At 59.2% G+C, this 19,769-nt stretch carries 21 protein-coding genes; 3 read left to right on the plus strand and 18 right to left on the minus strand.

The genetic code is table 11. From position 1 onward, the window contains the following. Positions 1–133 precede the first annotated feature (133 nt). From HMPREF3142_RS15040 to HMPREF3142_RS15070, 8 genes are all read right to left on the minus strand, one after another. Entirely contained in the window at positions 134–481 is a 348-nt protein-coding gene (locus HMPREF3142_RS15040; protein WP_008806210.1) for a DUF1493 family protein, read from the minus strand. Then, positions 466–915 carry an STM2901 family protein gene (locus tag HMPREF3142_RS28010; RefSeq protein WP_004188736.1) on the minus strand — a complete coding sequence of 150 codons (450 nt, stop codon included), beginning with the start codon at positions 913–915 and terminating at the stop codon, positions 466–468. The genes HMPREF3142_RS15040 and HMPREF3142_RS28010 overlap by 16 nt, the downstream gene beginning before the upstream one ends. An 11-nt stretch (positions 916–926) precedes the next feature. Continuing rightward, the gene (locus tag HMPREF3142_RS15045; RefSeq protein ID WP_002915094.1) at positions 927–1,409 is read right to left on the minus strand and encodes an Hcp family type VI secretion system effector; all 483 of its coding nucleotides are present in this window, start codon (positions 1,407–1,409) and stop codon (positions 927–929) included. Between the two features lie 278 nt (positions 1,410–1,687). Beyond that, positions 1,688–2,467: a heme ABC transporter ATP-binding protein gene (locus tag HMPREF3142_RS15050; protein WP_023323188.1), complete on the minus strand. Its 780-nt coding sequence runs from the start codon at positions 2,465–2,467 to the stop codon at positions 1,688–1,690. Next, the gene (locus tag HMPREF3142_RS15055; RefSeq protein WP_064166571.1) at positions 2,460–3,455 is read right to left on the minus strand and encodes a FecCD family ABC transporter permease; all 996 of its coding nucleotides are present in this window, start codon (positions 3,453–3,455) and stop codon (positions 2,460–2,462) included. Before HMPREF3142_RS15055 ends, HMPREF3142_RS15050 begins: the two co-directional genes overlap by 8 nt. Further along, positions 3,455–4,273 (minus strand): heme/hemin ABC transporter substrate-binding protein, encoded by an 819-nt coding sequence (locus tag HMPREF3142_RS15060; RefSeq protein ID WP_070612186.1) that lies wholly within the window; start codon positions 4,271–4,273, stop codon positions 3,455–3,457. The genes HMPREF3142_RS15055 and HMPREF3142_RS15060 overlap by 1 nt, the downstream gene beginning before the upstream one ends. Next, entirely contained in the window at positions 4,270–5,301 is a 1,032-nt protein-coding gene (locus HMPREF3142_RS15065) for a hemin-degrading factor (RefSeq protein ID WP_012540747.1), read from the minus strand. Before HMPREF3142_RS15065 ends, HMPREF3142_RS15060 begins: the two co-directional genes overlap by 4 nt. A 71-nt stretch (positions 5,302–5,372) precedes the next feature. Beyond that, the gene (locus HMPREF3142_RS15070) at positions 5,373–7,736 is read right to left on the minus strand and encodes a TonB-dependent receptor domain-containing protein (RefSeq protein WP_060619910.1); all 2,364 of its coding nucleotides are present in this window, start codon (positions 7,734–7,736) and stop codon (positions 5,373–5,375) included. Between the two features lie 215 nt (positions 7,737–7,951). Between HMPREF3142_RS15070 and HMPREF3142_RS15075 the strand changes: the two genes are divergently transcribed. Further along, on the plus strand, positions 7,952–8,245 hold the full coding sequence (locus tag HMPREF3142_RS15075; protein ID WP_016161711.1) for an Rdx family protein: 294 nt from the start codon (positions 7,952–7,954) through the stop codon (positions 8,243–8,245). A 39-nt stretch (positions 8,246–8,284) separates the two neighbouring features. Here HMPREF3142_RS15075 and HMPREF3142_RS15080 read toward each other — a convergent pair whose 3' ends face one another. Together HMPREF3142_RS15080 and HMPREF3142_RS15085 are read right to left on the minus strand one after the other, a co-directional pair. Then, the gene (locus HMPREF3142_RS15080; protein WP_064171190.1) at positions 8,285–9,994 is read right to left on the minus strand and encodes a thiamine pyrophosphate-requiring protein; all 1,710 of its coding nucleotides are present in this window, start codon (positions 9,992–9,994) and stop codon (positions 8,285–8,287) included. A 35-nt stretch (positions 9,995–10,029) separates the two neighbouring features. Next, positions 10,030–10,971 carry an AEC family transporter gene (locus tag HMPREF3142_RS15085; protein WP_008806201.1) on the minus strand — a complete coding sequence of 314 codons (942 nt, stop codon included), beginning with the start codon at positions 10,969–10,971 and terminating at the stop codon, positions 10,030–10,032. A 186-nt stretch (positions 10,972–11,157) separates the two neighbouring features. Here HMPREF3142_RS15085 and HMPREF3142_RS15090 point away from each other — a divergent pair, with 186 nt between their 5' ends. Then, positions 11,158–12,045 carry a LysR family transcriptional regulator gene (locus tag HMPREF3142_RS15090; protein ID WP_016161709.1) on the plus strand — a complete coding sequence of 296 codons (888 nt, stop codon included), beginning with the start codon at positions 11,158–11,160 and terminating at the stop codon, positions 12,043–12,045. 67 nt (positions 12,046–12,112) lie between these two features. After that, positions 12,113–12,454, plus strand: a complete 342-nt coding sequence (locus HMPREF3142_RS15095; protein ID WP_008806199.1) for a nitrous oxide-stimulated promoter family protein — start codon at positions 12,113–12,115, stop codon at positions 12,452–12,454. Positions 12,455–12,513: 59 nt separating this feature from the next. Here HMPREF3142_RS15095 and HMPREF3142_RS15100 read toward each other — a convergent pair whose 3' ends face one another. The 8 genes from HMPREF3142_RS15100 to HMPREF3142_RS15135 form a co-directional block, all read right to left on the minus strand. Next, positions 12,514–13,368 carry a metal ABC transporter permease gene (locus HMPREF3142_RS15100; protein WP_012540752.1) on the minus strand — a complete coding sequence of 285 codons (855 nt, stop codon included), beginning with the start codon at positions 13,366–13,368 and terminating at the stop codon, positions 12,514–12,516. Next, on the minus strand, positions 13,362–14,210 hold the full coding sequence (gene sitC / locus HMPREF3142_RS15105; RefSeq protein ID WP_022065493.1) for an iron/manganese ABC transporter permease subunit SitC: 849 nt from the start codon (positions 14,208–14,210) through the stop codon (positions 13,362–13,364). Before sitC ends, HMPREF3142_RS15100 begins: the two co-directional genes overlap by 7 nt. Next, positions 14,207–15,028, minus strand: a complete 822-nt coding sequence (locus HMPREF3142_RS15110; protein ID WP_004181057.1) for a manganese/iron ABC transporter ATP-binding protein — start codon at positions 15,026–15,028, stop codon at positions 14,207–14,209. Before HMPREF3142_RS15110 ends, sitC begins: the two co-directional genes overlap by 4 nt. Then, positions 15,025–15,942 carry a metal ABC transporter substrate-binding protein gene (locus tag HMPREF3142_RS15115; RefSeq protein ID WP_070612187.1) on the minus strand — a complete coding sequence of 306 codons (918 nt, stop codon included), beginning with the start codon at positions 15,940–15,942 and terminating at the stop codon, positions 15,025–15,027. Before HMPREF3142_RS15115 ends, HMPREF3142_RS15110 begins: the two co-directional genes overlap by 4 nt. Positions 15,943–16,123: 181 nt before the next feature. Next, positions 16,124–17,086: a LacI family DNA-binding transcriptional regulator gene (locus HMPREF3142_RS15120; protein WP_070612188.1), complete on the minus strand. Its 963-nt coding sequence runs from the start codon at positions 17,084–17,086 to the stop codon at positions 16,124–16,126. A gap of 56 nt (positions 17,087–17,142) precedes the next feature. After that, positions 17,143–18,057 carry an ROK family protein gene (locus HMPREF3142_RS15125; protein ID WP_012540756.1) on the minus strand — a complete coding sequence of 305 codons (915 nt, stop codon included), beginning with the start codon at positions 18,055–18,057 and terminating at the stop codon, positions 17,143–17,145. Positions 18,058–18,107: 50 nt separating this feature from the next. Then, positions 18,108–18,422 (minus strand): PTS lactose/cellobiose transporter subunit IIA, encoded by a 315-nt coding sequence (locus HMPREF3142_RS15130; protein ID WP_002914983.1) that lies wholly within the window; start codon positions 18,420–18,422, stop codon positions 18,108–18,110. Between the two features lie 23 nt (positions 18,423–18,445). After that, positions 18,446–19,768 carry a PTS cellobiose transporter subunit IIC gene (locus tag HMPREF3142_RS15135; protein ID WP_002914981.1) on the minus strand — a complete coding sequence of 441 codons (1,323 nt, stop codon included), beginning with the start codon at positions 19,766–19,768 and terminating at the stop codon, positions 18,446–18,448. Position 19,769 lies beyond the last annotated feature (1 nt).

Genomic DNA, 19,769 nt, shown 5'->3' on the forward strand with positions numbered 1-19,769 from the left:
AGTTGCAGAGGGGGCGGGGTACCGTCACAGTGATTGAACCGCCGCCACGCGATCGTCTTCATACATTACGTTCGCCGTCGATGTTGTTCTGCCTTCTGGCCGTAGACCTCGTTACGACAACGGCTTGTGGTTGCTAGTCGTAAAGCCATTTACCTGCTTTTGCTGATTCGGCAAACATTTTGATAGTTAAAGGTTTACGCGTTTTTTCTACATCTTCTCGTTTTACTTTAAACCACCGAGTTAGCATTGGAGTATTCTCCCAAGGGAAATAACACGACCATTTAACACTTGAAAGATCAACATTAAATTTTTGTTCAAATTTATTTAAAGCGTCATGCAGATCGTCGCCGGGAGCATCAAATAAGTCATAATCAAGTTCCAATGGGATTTCTTTCCAATTTTTATCTAAACGGGTTGAGATCTCATCTTTAAACAAGTCTAAAACCTGATCTTGAATGCTTTTCATTAAAAGGATGTCCATTGTATACGGTCTTTGGGGCGAGCTATTAGGTTGTATTTTTCCTGAGTTTTTCTTGAAACTTGATAAATTGAGTTTACAAGTCCTATCCAACCTAACCACGGAACATAACGGGCGATAACAGCAGCAAGACTATTCGTTTTTCTCATTCTTACACCAACGGGTGTAGGAACCCTAATACCAAATGGAGTTTTTGCATTTCTCAGAAGCATCCTTCCATATTTAGAAACAACACTTGTTCCTTTTATTGCCTCTCCTGGCTTTGTTCTGGTTTTTAGCCAAGGTTGCCCGGCGAGGATAGCGGCACCAGATTCAATACCAATGCCAAGTTCGTCACAAAATTGTTCAAGAAAAATGACATCAAAAAGTTCACCAGCCGAAAGATTGGATTGTCCGTGATAGAAATAGGTTCCATTTAGTTCTTCTGTCGTATCCATTTGCTCATCTATTATGCTGTTTGTCTTTCATTCCAGGCATCGGTGAAAATTATATTTCCGTCACAATGTTTCCAGGTGATCTTCTCATATCTAAGTTCGACAGATTCAAGATGGTTGTTGTTCTTGTCTTCTGGGGAAGCCATTGTAGGAGATATTGATACGATTCGGACGCCTTCAAGTAGCATATTGAAGTATTCCACTTCTTGACCAGCATCGCTGATTTTATACCATTTGATTTCAGCAGATTTCAGGTTCTGACCAGTAGCTACTGCTTTGTAGAGGTATGGACTGGAATAGTCGAATTCTTTAACGATGATCATTGGTGAGTGCTGACGAGTGCCGGTAGGCTTGCCAGTGGCATTATCAGTGGGAATGGAGAGATTGTGATGAAACCCTTTAAATTCGATGCTGAACTCCCTGTCTGCAACATCACAACCACCTTTGATTAGTGCCCCACCGTCGTCGTATATCCACATATTACCTGGAATAGCCATGCTTCTTCTTCCCTCTATTATCATTAGTAAGAAAACAGTGTATCGAGTTGATTAAGCGCAGTAAATAATCAATGTGTCGTTTTTGGATTAATACGGGAAATATCTTCTCTGTAATGATGGTTTATATTTAAAAATAGCTGTCGTAAATATTTCATTGGGTTATTACGCCATTGGTATAGATTTTAAATATAAATGACCCTCAATAATATAATGCAGGCAATTATTGCCAGAAAGCGTAAGCGCGGCGCGATCCGGATTCCAGTTGCGCCGCGCGGGGATTATGGCGCCAGATAAACCTGGGGGGCCGCGTTGTCCGGGTGCTGGACGAGGCGGACATCCGCCCCGTACCAGCGATGGATAACCGGCTGCTGGATCACCTCCTGCGGCGTGCCCTGGGCGACCAGATGGCCCTGGTGGAGCAGCAGAATGCGGTCGGCCCACAGGGCGGCGAGGTTAAGGTCATGCAGCACCACGCAGACATGCAGTTGCCCGCCGGCGGTGAGCCGTTTGAGCAAGCGCAGCAGATGCTGCTGATAGTAAAGATCCAGCGCCGAGGTGGGCTCATCAAGAAACAGCCAGCCCTGCGGCGCGCCGTCGCGCCACAGCTGCGCCAGACAGCGGGCCAGCTGTACCCGCTGCTGCTCGCCGCCGGAGAGGCCGGGATAGCGGCGACCGGCAAGGCCATCGCAGCCGGTGACGGCCATCACCGCCGCCAGCACCGCTGGATCTGCCGTCGCGCCCCACGGTGCGCGTCCCATGGCAATGACCGTTTCCACCGTCCAGTCGGCCTGCAGGGCCGTTCGCTGCAGCATGACCGCCCGCCGGCGCGACAGCGCCTCGGGGGACCAGGCCTCCAGCGGCTTGCCTGCAAGACGGCGGGTGCCGCTGTCCGGAGTCAGATAGCCGGTCAACAGCCGCAGCAGAGTGGATTTCCCGGCGCCGTTCGGCCCGATAAGCGCCGTCATCTCGCCGCCGCGCAGCGCGACGGAGACGTTGTCGATGATCTGCCGCTGGCCGAGGCGAAGCGCCAGCCCCTGGGCGCAGTATTCATTAACCATGTCTGGAGTTCTCCCGACGAAAGACCAGCCACAGAAACCAGGGGGCGCCCAGCAGGCTGGTGAGCAGACCGACCGGTATCTCCGCCGGCGCCGCCACGGTGCGGGCCAGGGTGTCGGCCAGCAGAAGCAGGATCGCGCCGGCCAGCAGCGAGCCGGGGATCAGTCCGCGATGGTCCGGTCCCAGCCACAGGCGCATCAGGTGCGGCACCACCAGGCCGATAAAGCCGATGACTCCGCTGATGGCCACCGCGGCGGCCACCAGCACCGCGCTGCACAGCAGCAGCCAGCGCTGTAGCGCCTGCACGTTGACCCCGAGATAGTGTGCCTCTTCATCGCCAAGCTGCAGCAGATTGAGGCGGGACGCCATCCACCACACCGCCAGCGCCGCCGGGATAATCAAGGTCGCGGCCACCAGCAGCGTCGGCCATTCGGCCTGGCCCAGACTGCCCATTCCCCACAGCGACAGCTGGCGCAGCTGGGCGTCATTGCTCAGCCAGGACAGGACGCCGACCAGCGCGCCGCACAGCGCGTTGATGGCGATCCCCACCAGCAGCAGGCGCGACAGCGAACCCTCCTCCGCCCGGCTGAGGATGAAAATCACCACCATCACCGCCAGGCTGCCAATAAACGCCGCCAGCATCGGCATGTACAGGGCGATCAGCCCCGTAGCGGAGAACGGAAGCACCAGCCAGCTGGCCACCGCCAGCGCGGCGCCGCTGCTGATGCCCAGCAGGCCCGGGTCGGCAAGCGGGTTGCGAAACAGCCCCTGCATCACGCAACCGGAGAGGGCCAGCGCCGCGCCCACCAGCAGGGCCAGCAGCACCCGCGGCAGACGGATACTCAGCCAGATGTGGCGCAGCATCTCATCCCCGGAAGGCAGCAGGTTGACCAGCGGCAAGCGCATAGCGCCGAGGGTGGTGGCAAACAGCGTCAGGGAGACCAGCAGCAGCGTCATCAACAGCAAACGGGGGGCGAGGGCAGGGCGCATCAGGGCAACTGCTCCGCTTTGTTTCGCAGCGCGATTATCGCCTGCGGTGTGCGCGGCCCGAAGCCCAGCAGGGCCATATCGTCGATCGTCAGCAGCTGTTTATGACGCCCCGCCGGGGTCTGTGCCAGACCGGGCAGTTTCCACAGCCCAGCTTCGCCGCCCATCCCTTTGAGACCATCGGCGGAGATCACCACCAGATCCGCCTGGCTGGCGGCGACCCCTTCCTGCGACATGGCGCGATAGTGCTCGAAGCCCTGCATCGCGTTCTGCAGCCCGGCGGCGCGAATGGCGCCATCGGCCGCGGTGTGCTGTCCGGCCACCAGGGTATTCATTCCGCCGTGGCTGAGAATAAACAGCACCCGCTTAGCAACCGGCTGCGTGGGAATGGCGGCGATCTGTTGCTGAAGCTGCTGGCGCAGCGCGTCGCCTGCCGCCGTTTTGCCTAACGCTTCGGCAATGACAGCCACTTTGTTATCGATCGCGGACAGACTTTCGCCGCCCGGCACGTTAACCACCTTCACCCCGCTCGCCTGTACTTTGTGTAAGACCAGCGAAGGCTGCACCTGGGCGCTCGCTAATACCAGCTGCGGGCGTAACGCGAGGATCCCCTCGGCGTTCAGCTGCCGCAGGTAGCCGACGTCCGGCAGCTTTTGCGCCGCCGGGGGCCAGCTGCTGGTGCTGTCCCGCGCCACCAGGCTCTGTTCCGCGTCAAGGGCATAGACGATCTCAGTGACATCTCCGCCGAGGGTGACGAGTCGCTCAACGGCAGCGTGGCTCAGCAGCGGGAAAGCGATGAAGAGCAGTAACCAGCGCATCATGCGGGCAGTCCTTCACGGGTCAGACGATCTACCTGCTGGCGCCATTGTGCCTGCTCGGGGTGGCCTTCGCTGCGCTGGCCATAGAGCTGGGCAATCTGGGTGCCATCTTTGGCGAACAGTTCGACGCTGGTGACGTGTCCATCTGAGGTCGGTTTACGGGTCACCCACACTTCATCGAGGCTCTCTTCGCGCAGATGCAGGGTAAAAGTGGTATTGAAGATATTCAGCCAGCCGCGCATGGGGGCCAGCTTTTCCAGGGCGCCGGTGAAGATCTGCACGCAGCCGCGATTGCCGACGAAAATCATAATTTCATTACCTTCCTGGCGCACCGTCTCCAGCAGCGACGGCAGCGCATGGCGATCCACGCGGCAGGCGAGGTCGTCGCTCACCAGACGGAAAGCCTGCTGGCGGGAAAGCTGATATTTACGCAGCAGACCGAAGAACTGGTGAACGTCGGTCATCGCGCGCCAGTCGTTCTCCAGGGCGGCGCCGTCGGCGGTATCGGCATATTTCACCGGCTCCAGCGGGCGCAGGGCCAGCGGTGCCGGCGCCGCCACCCGATGTTCCGCGATCAGGGTGTCCCAGGCCGCCATGTCGGTCTGCGTGGTCGCATAGACTTTCAGCAGGGCGTCGCCGTGGTGGTCGAAAAACTGGATGCTCTGGCGGCCATTATCGTTCAGATGGAAGGCGCTGGCCCACTGGCTGAGGAACAGACGCAGGTCGAGCGCGCGCGGGTTCAGTACCAGCCCGGCGTGGCCGCTGAGGTGCTGGTGCGTGAACTGGCCCACCTGCTCATGCACGGCATACTCGTTGCGGCAGATGCATTTGGTTTCGCCGACGCGCTCCAGGGCGGCAATCAGCGTCCGGGCGTCATCGCTCAGGCGCACGGCATCATGGCCGAGGCGGGCGGCGGTCAGCTCGGCTTCGCTGATCCCCATTTCCGCGGCGATATCGCGGGCATATTTCGCGGTACTGGCCGCTTTGGTGGCCTGGTAGCGCTGCCACAGGTCAGGGTGTGCATTTGGCATAATCATATCCTTCTCGACGATGAATATCCCCGGCCGGCGGGCCGGGGGCAGGTGCGTTATTATTCGGGCAATCAGAAGTCGACGTTGACGCCCAGCTGCCAGGTGCGCCCCGGCATCACCGCCAGCGCTTTATCGTTGGCGTCCTGGTTGGTGCCGGTCTCGATATTGCGGCTGCTCAGGTAATCCCAGTATTTACGATCGGTGAGGTTGTAGACCCCGCCATTGAGGCGCACGTTTTTCGCCACCTGCCAGTACGCGGTCCAGTCCAGCATGCCGTAGCCCGGCACGCGCATATAGTCGCTGCTGGCATCGGTGATGGCGGATCCGCTGTTGCTGTAGCTTTCGCGGTTGGTGGCGGTCGCCTGTTTCCCTTTGACAAAGGTCGCCGTCAGGGCGGTGCCGTAGCGTTTCGCCGGATCGTCCCACGCCACGCCGACGATGGCTTTCATCGGCGCCACGCTGTCGAGGTCGACGTATTTATCGCCGCTGTAGCTGGATTTCGATTTCCCTTCGCTATAGCCGAGGGCGAGGGTGGTGCTCAGGCCGTTCACCTGCTCAAACCAGGTGCCAAAGTTAAATTTGGTGCTGATCTCTCCGCCGTAGATATAGGCTTTATCGCGGTTTTCCGCCTGATAAATGGTGTAGATGTTCGACGGCACATTCGTGAACTGGCCCGGATTATTGGCGCGGGTATAGCGCGTATAGGCGATAAAGTTCTTATAGCTGTTGTAGAACAGCGCCGTGCGCACGGTGATGCCTTCGGTGACTTCCCCTTTCAGCCCCCACTCGAGATTATCGCTGGTTTCCGTCTTCAGATCGGTATTGCCGATCAGGGCATATTGCTGGCTACCGGCGTAGCTGGAGCCGAGGTTCCAGGAGCCATACAGCTGGCTGGCGTTGGGGAACTGCGCGCCGCGCTGGTACTGCAGGTAGGTCATCAGGCGCGGGGTGAGGTCGTACTGGAAGGTCAACGACGGCAGAACCTGGGTATCGCTGTTTTTGCCGTACAGATTCGCCACCGACGATTCGGTCAGTACGCTGCTGTTGGCGGCAAGGTCGGACAGATTTTCCGGCTTAGTCGATTGATGCACCACGCGCACGCCGGGAATAATGGCGAAGTTGTGGCTATCAAGGTCGAAGTTGATCTTATCCTGGACAAAGCCGCCGAGAGTGTAGCTGCGGCTGTCTGCCTCCGGCTGCATGATCTCGCTGTAAACGCTGGGGATCGGCGACTGGCTGAACGGCCGCTGGGTTTTGCTGGTGCTGGCGTTGAAGCCGGCGCTCAGATCGTGGCGGCCCAGGGTTTTCGCCAGCGCGGTCTGCAGGCCCCAGGTATCGGTATCGTAGTTAGAGTTCACCGTCTGCATTCTGCGGGTGACGCTGTCCGGCATATAAGTCCAGTCATGGGCTTCGGTATGCTGGTAGTAGATTTTCGTGGAGACGCTGTCGAGGTAGTCGTTCATCGGCGTCCAGTCATCCTTCAGGCTCAGGCCCCAGCGCCGGGTCTGGCTGGTCTGGTTGGCGGTGCCGATGGTGCTGTTGCCGCTGGAGTCCCAGGTATCGTAGTGGGTGTGGTTGGTTTTATGGTAATAGTCGAAGGTGCTGGTCAGTTTGTGTTCATCGTTAGGTTGCCAGATCCCGGAGGCCAGAAACGCATCGGAGTGCCAGTTCGCCGGGTAGGCGTCGACGGTGCCGCTGTTGTTTTCGGTTTCCTGACCGTCACGGCGGCTGTAGACCAAAATTCCGCGCAGGAACTCATCGCCGCCGGCGACGGTCACCCCGTTGTGCCAGCTGCGATCCGCAGAGTCGTAACCGCTGCGGTAGCCGAAGGCGCTGGTCTTGCCCGGGCGCAGGTAATCATCCGCCGATTTCGGGCGGAAGGAGACATTTCCCCCGATAGCGCTGTTGGCCGTTTCCGTCGAGGTGGCGCCGGACTGAATATCCACACTGCCATACATATACGGGTCGATATAATCGCGGCCGATGCCGAAGGTGTTGAGGCCAGCGCGGCCGACGTAGCCGCGGCCGGTGGCGTTGGGTTGGGCGATACCGTCCACGTCGATGCCGACGCGGTTGCTCTCCATGCCGCGGATGTTGTAGCCGGTGTAGCCTCCGCGGTCGAAGCCGCTTTTGCCGTTGCCGGAGCCGCCGCTGGCCCCGGTGGCGCTGATGAGCGGCTCATAGCGCATGATAGAGCCAAAATCGTTAGCGCCTTTATCCTCCAGCTCCCGGGCGCTGATGCTGTGTTCGCTACCGGCTTTCTGCACCGGTGCGGGAGCGGTAACGGTCATTTGTTCCGAGGTGTCATCCACCGCCTCGCCGCTAACGGCGGAAGTGTCTGCTGCGATGGCAGAAGTCTGATAAATTGCTGCAAGCAAAGAGGTCACCAGCAGGCGTTTTTTACACCATGCTGCTGACGGAGTCGATTTGTACATAGTCGCCACGCCTTGATAGTTATTAGTATCGGCTCACGCGTTACTTCCAGAGTTGCAGGTTGCTCCGTCTTTTCCGTTGCGGATGGGATCTTACTCCATTTGTTGATTGCGAATGGTAATGATAGGTATTATCGTTTGCAACAAAATAATCATGTGTTCTCCATTTAAACTGCACTTTGTTTACAATTTGCCCTTTCAGACTTAGCGAGACGACGATGAACTCAAAAGCGGCCATCACCATCACCTACTGTTCCCAGTGCAACTGGATGCTGCGCGCCAGCTGGATGGCGCAGGAGCTGTTACATACCTTCAGCACCGACATCGCCTCGGTGACGCTGGTGCCGGGGACCGGCGGGATCTTCACGATCGATGTCGATGGTCAGCAGATCTGGGAGCGCAAGCAGGATGGCGGTTTTCCGGATGCGGCCGAGCTGAAACGCCGGGTGCGCGATGTCTGTTTCCCGGAGAAGCCGCTGGGCCATGTGGATAAAGGTGAGCAGAAAGGGTGACAACCCCCTCCGGGCGACAAGCGCCCGGAGGAGAAGCCGTTAGCGGGCTAACTGCACGTCAACCAGCACGCTTTGTCGGCGGGTGCGTATGAGGGCGACCGCTTCTTCCAGCACGCCGGGGAGATCCTCGGCCCGGGAAACCGACAGGGCCGCCGCGCGGCTGGAGGCGGCGATCGCGGCGAAATCCGGCGAGGTGGTAAAGGCGGTGGCCGGAATGGTCTCCGCGCGGGCTGCGTAGCCGTCCGGGTAGAGCGCTTTGGTGCCGCCCGCGACGGCGCCCCATCCGCCGTTATTTCCGACCACGACGAGGACAGGGAGCTTCATTACCTCCGCAATATGGTGGCAGACCGCAGGGTTGGCGAACAGGTACGACCCGTCGCCGACGGCGGCAATAATCAGCTCTTCCCGGCGCGCAAGCTGCAGCCCCAGCGCGATAGGCAGGGCTTCGCCCAGGCCGCCGGCCAGCGCTTCCTGGTAATAGCTCTCGGCATGGATCAGCCCGGCAAATTGCGGCAGCGTGGTCAGCTCAGAAACGATCCGGCCGCGGTGTTGATTCGCCAGATGGCCGAGGCAGTAGCTGAGCCAGGGTTTGGTAATGACCCCGGTCTGGCTGGCACGGAGAAGCGCGTCGCGCTGGTTTTTCTGTTGCTGGATGCGGTGCTGCGTATATGCCGCCCGCTCCGCCACATGTTGCTGGCGGGCGGCCTGCAGCGGGCGCAGCGCCTCTTCCAGCAGGCTGAAGACTTCATCGGTCTCGCCCGCCAGGTTGATGTCCGCGCGATAGCCACGTACCGGGTAGCGGGAGAAGAGCGGATCGGGGCCCATCTGGATCACGGTACAGTCCTGGCGACAGTCGCCCTCGGCGAGCATCCATGGCGCCTGCGAGTCGACCACCAGAATCACATCGGCGTCGGCGAGCCAGGCGCTGGGATCAGCCCCGGCGAGCAGTGGGTTATCGGCGCTCAGGGTCACCTCGGTACCCCAGTATTCCACCAATGGGATCGCCCATTCGCGCACCAGGCTATTAAGTCGCGCAAAGCCACCCGCCGTTCGGGCGCCGCGCTGGGCGAAGATGACGGGATGCCTGGCGCAGGCGATTGCCTCGGCGGCCCGGGCGATATCTTCCCGGACTGGCGCATAGCGGACCGGCTGCTGCGAAGGACCGGCCTGCAGCGCGGCCTCATCAATGGCAAAGGTCTCGCACAATGGCTCGCGCGGTAAGCTCAGGTAGACCGGCCCTTTCGGCAGGGAGCTGGCAATCGCCCAGGCCCGGTCAACATGCTCGCCGATCTGATCGGCCAGCCGCAGTTCAAAATCCCACTTCACGGATTCACGGATCAGCGCCGCCTGGTCGCGCATCTCCTGGCCGTAGCCAATCGGCGTATTGCGGCAGCCGAAGTGGGAATGTTCGCTAATCGGCGTGCGACCACCAAAAATCAGCACCGGGATATTGCTGTTCGCCAGATTGATGACACCGCAGGCGGCGTTGGCTAACCCGACGTTGGTATGAACCATTACCGCCTGCACCTTGCCAGTGCCGAGGTAGTAGCCGTGCGCCATGCCGATGGCGGCGTTTTCATGCGGGCAGATCACCAGCTCGGGTACCTTTTGCCCGGTCGCCCGGGCCTTTGCCCAGGCTTCAATAACTGGCGGATAATCGGTGCCCGAGTTAATAAAAATATATGCCACGTCCAGCGCCTGTAGCCGATGCAGTAACAGTTCAGCAGCCGATAATGTGATAGAGGCCATATTCTCTCCGTATTCACGCGGTGTAATCGCGATAATTAAAAGGTTAAGAAAATAAATCCGCCCATCGTAATGATGGAGGCAATAATACTCAGCGCCATCGTCGAGGCCATTTCCTGCTCGCCGGTTTTATACTGCATGGCAATAATTATCGCGATGGAGCCTACCGGGATAGCCATCGTCAATACGACTTCCTTTATTTGCTCCATGCTGAAGCCCATTTTTAATAACAGGAGATAGCAGGCGCCGGGCACCAAAATATTGCGGGCGATAACGGTGATAATGGTAGCGGTGGTGATAACAATGCTGCGTGTATAGAGCACGATCCCGGCGGCAAACAGCGCCAGCCCGCCAGAGGCTTTACCCAGCAGACCCAGCGACATCGAGATAGTCTGCGGAATATGGATATCCGCCAGCACGATGATCAGGGCGATCACCGGTGACCAGACCACAGGTTGTTTAATGGCGTTTATCACCCGTGTGCCAAAGGAGATATGCTGGCTTTTATCGCCAGTGGCGACCGACATCAGAATCATTACCAGCGGCAGCTGGAAGACGTTTTGCGTGATGCTGGACACGGTGATCAGCGACGCGCTGACGGTGCCAAATAAAAAGGCCAGCACCGAGGTGCCGATGAAAGGAACCGCCGGCGAGCCGATGGCCAGCGCCTGCAGCGTACTGAGGGCGAGGTCGCGTCGGAACAGATAGCGGGCGACCAGTAAGGGAATGACGAAGCTCAGAATCAGCGCGAGGATAATGGCCACCGCAACCGGGCCCATGGTCATGACGATGTGTCGCGGCGTCATCACCATATTGCTGAAAATACTTAGCGGTAATGCATAGAGCATCACAATTTTATTGATGTCTCCTGCCTGCTGCCAGTTAAAGTCTTTTCGTTTACCGCTAATATAGCCGATGATGACGGTAATGATGACCGGTAATATAGCGCCTGAAATTAATAGAATATTGTTCTGTGTCATGGTGATATATTCTCGTTATAAATTATCTTCGGGTCCGCAATTCGTTTTTGCCGTGCGTGATGAGGTTAATAAATCCGTTTTTCCTGATGCGCGGTAGCTATTTTTGAGCGTATTGATAGCGACATTTATTCGCTAAAACAGGCCGCAAGGGAAATGCAAAAACCGTTTATTCAATGAGTAAATATCATGCCAATGAAATTTAAGCAGATTCAGGCGTTTATTACTGTCGCTCACGAAGGCAATATGACCCTGGCCGCAGAGAAGATGGGGATCACTCAGTCGGGACTGAGCCGGCTGTTATTGAGCCTGGAAGCGGACCTGAGCGCGACCTTATTCGAAAGACACAAACACGGTATGGCGTTGAGCGAATATGGCAGCGCCTTTTTACCCTATGCGCTGACGATGCTGAATACCGAACAAAAGGCCCGCGAGGAGATTGCGCTCATCCGCGGCGCCGGGAAAGGTATCCTGCGGATTGGCTGTGTTTCCAGCCTGCTGACCAGCCATTTCATCGATAAGCTGGCAGCTTTCCATCAGCGACATCCCCGGATCCATCTGCGGATCGTCGACCGCATTGACTCCGAGCTCTTTAAACTCCTGCTGATGCACGACATCGATATCGCCCTCTGCGGCCCCTTACCGCATGATGAGAAAATCGTGGTGCGCGGTAAAATTAACTGGCAGGACCGGATCTGCATCGTCGCCAGGCAGTACCACCCGCTACATCAGGCGGCGAACTTATCCCTCGAGGCGATGCTGGACTATCCGTGGATCATGCCGCCGCCGTTAAGTACCCCGATGAACATCCTTGAGGATATCTTTCGTGCCCATCAGCTACCCTGTCCGCAGCCGGTGATTGAGTGCGCGTCCTCCTCGGCCATTAAGGCCTTTCTGTGCGAGAGCGATCTGTTAACGTCGATGCCGGCCCCGGTTTACCGGCACGAGGAAGCGCTGGGCCTGCTGCGTCCGTTCGAACTCGAGGGCAGCGTTTTTATCCGCGATTTCTATGCCTATAGCCATTTCGGGGTTCTGTCCGGGGCAGCCCTGCAGTTGATCCAGCATCTCAAGCAGTGAGGCTGGTCGGGCACGAACAATAAGGTGTATAATATATGCATCTTAATAACAGGCGAAAGGCGGGGAGATGGGGAAGCGTATCGAACGGGAAAAGATGACGATTCAGCGGATGATTGCCCTCTACCAGCGGCGCTGTCCCGGGGCGCTGGCCGATAATGCGCACTATCAGGCGCTGAACGCCTACGCCGACAAGCGCCTTGATAAGTGCGTGTTTGGCGAGAATAAACCAGCCTGCAAGCAGTGTCCGGTGCATTGCTACCAGCCGGCGAAGCGCGAAGAGATGAAGCAGATTATGCGCTGGGCCGGGCCGCGAATGCTCTGGCGCCACCCGATCCTCACTATTCGCCATCTGCTGGACGACAGGCGCCCGGTGCCGGCGCTACCGGAAAAATACCGACCGAAAAAATAGCGGCCTTTCCCTGGTCAGCGCGGCGCGTAGCCGGGCGACAAGTCGGCCCCGGTAAGGCATTAGCCGCCACCGGGGATGGTTGCTGAAGCCCTCTGTTTCTGACTATCCCGAATTGTGCTTGCCACAAAGGCGACCACAAACAGCGCGGAAAACAGCACCACGATAGTCGGCGCCGGCGCGCTGTCGAGATAAAACGCCAGCCACACCCCTCCCGCCGAGCAGCCGATGGCCACCGCTACCGCCAGCAGCAGGGCGTGGATAAAGCGCCGCACCAGCAGGAGCGCGATCGCCCCGGGGGCAATCAGCAGCGAAATCGACAGGATAATCCCCACCGACTGCAGCGTCGCGACGATGGTCAGGGCGATCATGCACAGCAGACCGTAGTGCAATAGTCCGCCGCGCAGGCCGCTGGCTTTGGCCTGCGTCGGGTCAAAGGCGTGCAGCAAAAAATCGCGCCATTTGAGACCGATAATCAGCGCAATCACCAGCGCGATAGCCGCCGTTTGTCCAATATCGCGAAGGGATATCCCCAGCATGTCGCCGAACAGGATATGGTCGAGATGAACATCGGACTGGATCGCTACATACAGCACCAGCCCGGCGCCAAACATGCCGGAGAAGACAATCCCCATGATGGTATCGCGCTTGAGTCGGCTGTTATCGTCGAGAAAACCGGTCGTCACGGCGCACAGCAGCCCGGCGATAAACGCGCCGATGGCGAAGGGGATGCCGATAATGTAGGCCAGCACCACGCCCGGAAAGACCGCGTGGCTCATGGCGTCGCCCATCAGCGCCCAGCCTTTGAGCACCAGAAACACCGACAGTAGCGCGCAGGGCACGGCCACGATGATCGATACCGCTATCGCATTGACCATAAAAGGAAACTGGAACGGGGCCAGGAACAGGTTCAGCATGCGGCCTCCCTGGCGCGGCGGCGGCTGGCCAGCAGGCCGTGCTTCGGCGCGAAGATAAAGGTGATGAGGAACAACAGCGTTTGCGCGACCACGATAATGCCGCCGGTGGCGCCGTCGAGATAGTAGCTGAGCCAGGCACCGAAGAAACTGGTCAGACTGCCGATAGCCACGGCGATGGCCAGCAGGCGCGGAAAGCGGTCGGTTAACAGCCACGCGGTGGCCCCGGGAGTCACCACCAGGCAGATGACCAGAAAGGCGCCGACGGTCTGCAGCGCCGCCACGGTGCAGGCGGCCAGCAGGGTAAAGAACAGCAGCTTCAGGCCGCGGGTGTTCAGGCCAATCGAGCGGGCATGGTTTTCATCAAAGAAGGTCACCATCAGATCTTTCCACTTCAGCAGCAGGATCGCCATCGAGATAAAGCCGATCGCCGCCAGCTGGATAATATCCTCCGGGGCGATGGCCAGAATATTGCCGAGAATAATGGTCTGGATATTCACCGACGTCGGATTCAGCGACACCATAAACAGCCCGATCCCGAAGAAGGAGGAGAAGATCAGGCCGATAATGGCATCCTCTTTCAGCCGCGAGCGTTGCTGCAAAAACATCATGCTGCCCGCCGCCAGGCCGCCGGAGAGAAACGCGCCGAGCGAGAAAGGCAGGCCGAGCATATAGGCCCCGGCGACGCCGGGCACAATCGAGTGGGAGAGGGCGTCGCCAATCAACGACCAGCCCTTCAGCATCAGGTAGCAGGAGAGAAACGCGCAGACGCCGCCTACCAGCGCCGACACCCACATCGCATTGAGCATATAGTGATAGCCAAACGGCTCCAGCAGCCAGCTCATCGTGGGCCTCCTGCCGCGCGCCGGCTGATAAACGGCCGCTCGTCATCGGTGATAACCTGCGCTTCCCCGCCGGTCAGCGCGACGTGGCGTAGCACGCCGCTGAAAGCCCGCTCCAGATTCTCGGCGGTGAAGGTGGTTTCTGTCGGGCCGCTGGCCAGCACGGTGCCTTTCACCATCACCGTGTAATCACAAAATTCGCTCACTGACCCGAGGTTGTGGGTGGAGACCAGCATGGTACAGCCCTCATCGCGGAGCTCGCGCAGCAGGCTGATGATCCGCGCTTCGGTCTGCACATCGACGCCGGTAAAAGGCTCATCCAGCAGGATCACCTGACCCTGCTGAGCGATAGCGCGGGCAAGGAAAACGCGCTTTTTCTGCCCGCCGGAGAGCTCGCCAATCTGCCGATGGCGGAACTCGCTCATGCCCACGCGGGCCAGCGCGGCATCGACAATCTCGCGATCGCGCGGCTTTGCCCGCCGCAGCCAGCCCATATGGCCGTAGCGGCCCATCATCACCACATCCTCCACCAGCACCGGGAAGGACCAGTCCACCTCTTCCGACTGCGGGACATAGGCGACCAGGTTCTGGCGCAGCGCGCGGTTGACCGGCTGGCCGAGTATGGCGATCTCGCCGTGGCCGACGCGCACAAAGCCCATCAGCGCTTTAAACAGTGTGGATTTACCCGAGCCGTTAACGCCCACCAGTGCGGCAATGGAGCCGCGCGGTACGCTGAACGAGGCGTCGCGCAGGGCAGTGTGGCCGTTGCGCCAGGTGACGGTGAGCTGGTCGACATACAGTCCCGCTTGCGCTGCATTCATGGCTGCTTCCTCATCCCGTCCTGGATACCGTTGACGATGGTTTCGGTGGTGACGCGCAGCAGGTCGAGCCAGGTCGGCACCGGGCCGTCGGCGGCGCTCAGCGAATCGACATACAACACGCCGCCGTAGTGGGCCCCGGCTTCGCGCGCCACCTGACGCGCCGGTTTATCGGAGATGGTGCTTTCGCTGAAGATGGTCGGGATGCGTTCTTTCTTCATGGTGTCGATAACCTTGCGCACCTGTTGCGGGGTGCCCTGCTGGTCGGCATTGATCGGCCACAGATACAGTTCGCGCAGACCATAGTCGCGGGCCAGATAGGAGAAGGCCCCCTCGCTGGTGACCAGCCAGCGCTTATCCGCCGGCAGCTGCGCCAGTCTGGCCTGCAGCGGCGCCATCGTTTGACGGATCTTCTCTTTGTAGGCCTCGGCGTTACGGCGATAGGTGTCGGCCTGAGGCGGATCGTACTTCACCAGCGCATCGCGAATGTTATCGACATAGATCAGGGCGTTATCTGCAGACATCCAGGCATGGGGATTGGGCTTCCCACTATAGGGGCCCGCGCTGATGCCCATCGGCTGGATCCCCTCGCTGACTACCACCTCCGGAACGCCCTGTAAGTGCTGATAAAAACGGGCAAACCACCGTTCGAGATTAAGCCCATTGCTGAGGATCAGCTGTGCCCCCTGCGCGCGTTTGATATCGCCTGGCGTGGGCTGGTAATCATGGATCTCCGCGCCCGGTTTAGTGATGGAGCTGACGACGGCGGCGTCGCCGGCCACGTTCTGCGCCATATCGGCGATAACCGTGAAGGTAGTGATAACCCTGAATTTCTCCTGCGCGGTGGCCGGCGCCGCGGCCAGCAGAGCCAGCGCGCTGGCCAGCAGCAATGATTTCAGCGGTGTCAGGTGCAGCATAGGATCCCTCGCAATGATGTGGTTAATTTCCCGGCATTTATAGCCATTGCTATGTTATATAGCACAAGCTATTTATAAATGAAAATAATTCTTATTTGCATGCGTGGGTAATAATGAGCCGGGAAACGAAAGCGACAAGAAAGGGGGAGATAAGGCTGGCCCGGCGCGAACCGGGCGGAGATCAGGCGATATCGGCGACCGACTGGCGCGGGATCAGGCGGCCAGCCAGCGAGCGGCCCTCGGCGGTGAAGGTTGGCCGGTCGTCAATCAGGCTGCGAATACGCTGAATACAGTTTTCCAGCAGCGCCTCCAGTGGCCAGGAGATGCAGGTCAGCGGCGGATAGAGCAGCGAGGCGAGGGGGGAATCCTCAAGGCTCAGCAGGGAGACCTCCTGCGGGACGGCGATGGTGAATTCGCGCAGCAGGCGCATCGCCTCGGCCGCATAGCGGTCGCGTTTAACGATAATGACCGAGTATTTACTGAAGCTGTTAATTAAGGTCAGCAGCGCCTGCTCGACGTCATCGTTGGCCGTCAGCACCAGCTGGCGGTTAAAAGGAATGGAGTAGTTCTGCAGGACGTTGCGGTAGCCTTCCAGCATCTGACGGCTGGCATCGTCGCTATCGCTGTCCATCAGCAGGGCGATGTTGCGGTGTCCCTTGCCAATCACATAGCGGCAGGCGCTTTCGGTGGCGAAGGCGAAGTCGTAGCCCTGGCTGTTGCTCCCGGCGACGCCGAAGCGGTCAAAGGCGATAACGTTGCGCGGCGCGTCGGCGGCAACGGCGCCCAGCACCACCACCGCCACGCACTGGCGCTGCAGATCGTCGATCACCGCCGCCTGCTCTACCGGATCGCTGACATACTGGACCAGCAGGCTTTTATTCAGCCCTTTCAGCGCCTGAGAGAGCAGCGGCAGCAGACGCGCGCCGTGGCTTTCGTCCTGCGCGGAAATCACCAGACCAACATGGCTGGATGTCTGACTGGCGAGGTTTTGCGCGGCAAAGCTCGGGCGATAGTTGAGTTCTTCAACGGCCCGCAGCACAGCTTCCCGGCTCTCTTCGCGCACGCCCCGGGTGCCGGTCAGCACGCGGGAAACCGTCGCTCTTGAGACATTCGCTAATCTTGAAACATCATCAATCGTTGGCATGGCTTTTTCTGTCTGAACATTTTCGCCTAGCTTAACATACCTGCTGAAAAAAGTGTCTACCGCTGCCCGTCCGCGGCGCCGGGCAGACGGGGCAGCCAGGCCGCGCCGCGCACGCCGCTGGCGTCGCCGAAGCGGGCCGGTTTGATCTGCGTGCGGCAGGTGTCGGAGAAGATCCACGGCACGATGGCGGCAGGCAGATCGCGATAGATCTGGCTGACGTTGGACAGACCGCCGCCCAGCACAATCACCTGCGGGTCGAGAATATTGATCACCGACGCCAGGCTACGGGCAAAGGCATCGATAAAGTGTCGCCAGTGGGCCAGCGCGCGCGGATCGCCGTTTTGCGCCGCGGCGACAATGGCTTCCGCACGGGCTTGTTCCCCATAGCGGCGGGCGAAGCCGGTGCCGGAGAGAAAGCTTTCGATGCAGTTCGTTTTGCCGCAGTAGCAGGGCTGCGGCGGACCATCGCGCTCAGGAGTATAGCCCGGCAGCGGATTATGCCCCCACTCCCCGGCGATAGCGTTGGGGCCGCTGAGCAGTTGTTGATGAACGGCGATCCCGCCGCCGCAGCCGGTACCGATAATCACCCCGAAGACGGTGGAGGCCCCGGCGCCGGCGCCATCCACCGCCTCCGAAAGGGTGAAGCAGTCGGCATCGTTTGCCATCCACACCGGCTGGCCAAGCTGCTGCATGATATCCCGGCGCAGATCGTGACCGTTGAGCACCAGGCAGTTGCAGTTTTTAATGCGCCCGCTTTGCGGATCGATAGCCCCGGGCAGGCCGATCCCCAGGGTGAATGGCTGCGGGCTGACCGCGCGAATATCGGCAATCAGGGTCAGCAGCTGACGCATAAAGGCGTCATAGCTCTCTTTGTGGGTCGGCCGGCGCAGGCGCTGGACGCATTCGCCTGCCGGGTCCAGCAGTACGGCTTCCATTTTGGTGCCGCCAATATCTATTCCAAGATGTAACATAGTGACCTCGGGGAATCAGACCCGGCCAGCGCGCCTGGCCGGGGAACGCGCTAGGCGTGAAGCGGTTGCGCGCGGTAAATCGCAATCAGTTCGGCAATCAGCTCTTTCGCCAGAATGGAGGTCATCAGGTGATCCTGAGCATGGACCATTACCAGCGTCATTTTGGTTTTTCCCTCGCCTTCGTCAGCTTCGATAAGCTGGGTCTGTACAAGGTGAGCTTCGCGGGAATAGTGCGCCGCTTCCTGCATTTTGGCGTCGGCGGTGGCGAAATCACCCGCTTTAGCGGCGTGCAGCGCTTCGTAGCACAGACTACGTGACTGGCCGGCGTTGATGATGATCCCCATCACCTGTTCTTCTAATTCCATGATTATCCTCTGAATCGTTAGCGTTAAGCGGTTTGCGCCGCGTTGTCAGCCTGGCCGACGGCGTTTTCACGCTCCTGGGCCAGCAGCTGTTTTTCGTAAGCTTTGAGAAATGGCAGGTACATCACCATGGCGGTGGCCATACAAATGAGGCACAGGATCACCGGGCTAAAGCTCCAGTTCGCCGCCCACGAGGCGCCGATGGGCGCCGGCGTTGTCCACGGCGTCATCGATACTACGCGGCTGACGAGATCCAGCTTCAGCGCAAAGTACGCCAGGGTCGCGTTGACCATCGGCACCAGCACGAACGGCAGGAAAAACAGTGGGTTCATGATGATCGGCGCGCCGAAGAGGATCGGTTCGTTAATATTGAATACCCCCGGCACGACCCCCATCCGGCCAATCGTCCGCAGATGCACGGCCTTGCTGCGCAGCAGCATCAGCGCCAGCGGCAGGGTGGAGCCGACGCCGCCGATCAGCAGATAGTGATCCCAGAAGCCCTGGACATAGATGTGCGGAATAGCGGTGCCTGCCGCCATGGCCGCCTGATTGACCGACAGGTTGGCCATCCAGAAGGGATTCATGATCCCGGTGACGATCAGCGCGCCGTGGATCCCGGCGAACCACAGCACCTGACAGACCAGCACTGACAACAGAATGGCCGGCAGTGTATCGGAAGCCGCGACCAGCGGTTTGACCAGCGACATGATCGCTTCCGGAATGATCATCCCCAGCTGAGCCTCGATAAACAGGTTCAGCGGATGCAGCGTCAGAATGATCGCCAGCACCGGGATCAGGATCTCGAACGAGCGCGCCACCCCTGCAGGCACTTCCGGCGGCAGGCGAATGGTGATGTTATGCCGCTTGAGGAAGGCGTACAGCTCGGTGGAATAGATGGCCACCAGAATGGCGGTGAAGATCCCCTGGCCGGAGAAGTAGGCCGTAGAGATCTGGCCATCTTTCAGCGGCGCGGCCACCAGCAGAAACGACATCAGCGACAGCATCCCGGCGGTCAGCGAGTCCAGGTGATGGTGCTTGGCGAGGCTGGCGGCGATCCCGACGGCAATGAACAGGGTCATCACCCCCATGCTGAAGTTGAACGGCAGCATCAGCGCATCGCGATGATCGAGCGAAAATTGCAGCCAGGCGCGGGCAAAGCCCCACGTCGTATCCGGAGAAAACGGCGGAAAGATAAATACCAGCAAAAACGAGCCGACGATCATAAAGGGCAGGGCGGTGATAAAACCGTCGCGGATCGAGGTCACGTATTTTTGCTGGCCGATCGCGCCGGCCATAGGCGTGATCTGCCGTTCGATCACATCGATCAATTTAGCGTACAGAGAGCTCATG

The sequence above is a fragment of the Klebsiella sp. HMSC16C06 genome (assembly GCF_001808325.1).
GTDB lineage: Bacteria > Pseudomonadota > Gammaproteobacteria > Enterobacterales > Enterobacteriaceae > Klebsiella > Klebsiella variicola.

What these genes read in the sequence shown, in the direction of transcription:
- HMPREF3142_RS15095 (WP_008806199.1), top strand. Translation starts at nt 12,113, where the DNA reads ATGGGGAAGCGTATCGAACGGGAAAAGATGACGATTCAGCGGATGATT.
- HMPREF3142_RS15110 (WP_004181057.1), bottom strand. Translation starts at nt 15,028, where the DNA reads ATGAATGCAGCGCAAGCGGGACTGTATGTCGACCAGCTCACCGTCACC.
- sitC (WP_022065493.1), bottom strand. Translation starts at nt 14,210, where the DNA reads ATGAGCTGGCTGCTGGAGCCGTTTGGCTATCACTATATGCTCAATGCG.
- HMPREF3142_RS15115 (WP_070612187.1), bottom strand. Translation starts at nt 15,942, where the DNA reads ATGCTGCACCTGACACCGCTGAAATCATTGCTGCTGGCCAGCGCGCTG.
- HMPREF3142_RS15125 (WP_012540756.1), bottom strand. Translation starts at nt 18,057, where the DNA reads ATGTTACATCTTGGAATAGATATTGGCGGCACCAAAATGGAAGCCGTA.
- HMPREF3142_RS28010 (WP_004188736.1), bottom strand. Translation starts at nt 915, where the DNA reads ATGGATACGACAGAAGAACTAAATGGAACCTATTTCTATCACGGACAA.
- HMPREF3142_RS15060 (WP_070612186.1), bottom strand. Translation starts at nt 4,273, where the DNA reads ATGATGCGCTGGTTACTGCTCTTCATCGCTTTCCCGCTGCTGAGCCAC.
- HMPREF3142_RS15135 (WP_002914981.1), bottom strand. Translation starts at nt 19,768, where the DNA reads ATGAGCTCTCTGTACGCTAAATTGATCGATGTGATCGAACGGCAGATC.
- HMPREF3142_RS15085 (WP_008806201.1), bottom strand. Translation starts at nt 10,971, where the DNA reads ATGACACAGAACAATATTCTATTAATTTCAGGCGCTATATTACCGGTC.
- HMPREF3142_RS15070 (WP_060619910.1), bottom strand. Translation starts at nt 7,736, where the DNA reads ATGTACAAATCGACTCCGTCAGCAGCATGGTGTAAAAAACGCCTGCTG.
- HMPREF3142_RS15065 (WP_012540747.1), bottom strand. Translation starts at nt 5,301, where the DNA reads ATGCCAAATGCACACCCTGACCTGTGGCAGCGCTACCAGGCCACCAAA.
- HMPREF3142_RS15055 (WP_064166571.1), bottom strand. Translation starts at nt 3,455, where the DNA reads ATGCGCCCTGCCCTCGCCCCCCGTTTGCTGTTGATGACGCTGCTGCTG.
- HMPREF3142_RS15120 (WP_070612188.1), bottom strand. Translation starts at nt 17,086, where the DNA reads ATGCCAACGATTGATGATGTTTCAAGATTAGCGAATGTCTCAAGAGCG.
- HMPREF3142_RS15090 (WP_016161709.1), top strand. Translation starts at nt 11,158, where the DNA reads ATGCCAATGAAATTTAAGCAGATTCAGGCGTTTATTACTGTCGCTCAC.
- HMPREF3142_RS15040 (WP_008806210.1), bottom strand. Translation starts at nt 481, where the DNA reads ATGGACATCCTTTTAATGAAAAGCATTCAAGATCAGGTTTTAGACTTG.
- HMPREF3142_RS15130 (WP_002914983.1), bottom strand. Translation starts at nt 18,422, where the DNA reads ATGGAATTAGAAGAACAGGTGATGGGGATCATCATCAACGCCGGCCAG.
- HMPREF3142_RS15045 (WP_002915094.1), bottom strand. Translation starts at nt 1,409, where the DNA reads ATGGCTATTCCAGGTAATATGTGGATATACGACGACGGTGGGGCACTA.
- HMPREF3142_RS15080 (WP_064171190.1), bottom strand. Translation starts at nt 9,994, where the DNA reads ATGGCCTCTATCACATTATCGGCTGCTGAACTGTTACTGCATCGGCTA.
- HMPREF3142_RS15075 (WP_016161711.1), top strand. Translation starts at nt 7,952, where the DNA reads ATGAACTCAAAAGCGGCCATCACCATCACCTACTGTTCCCAGTGCAAC.
- HMPREF3142_RS15100 (WP_012540752.1), bottom strand. Translation starts at nt 13,368, where the DNA reads ATGCTGAACCTGTTCCTGGCCCCGTTCCAGTTTCCTTTTATGGTCAAT.
- HMPREF3142_RS15050 (WP_023323188.1), bottom strand. Translation starts at nt 2,467, where the DNA reads ATGGTTAATGAATACTGCGCCCAGGGGCTGGCGCTTCGCCTCGGCCAG.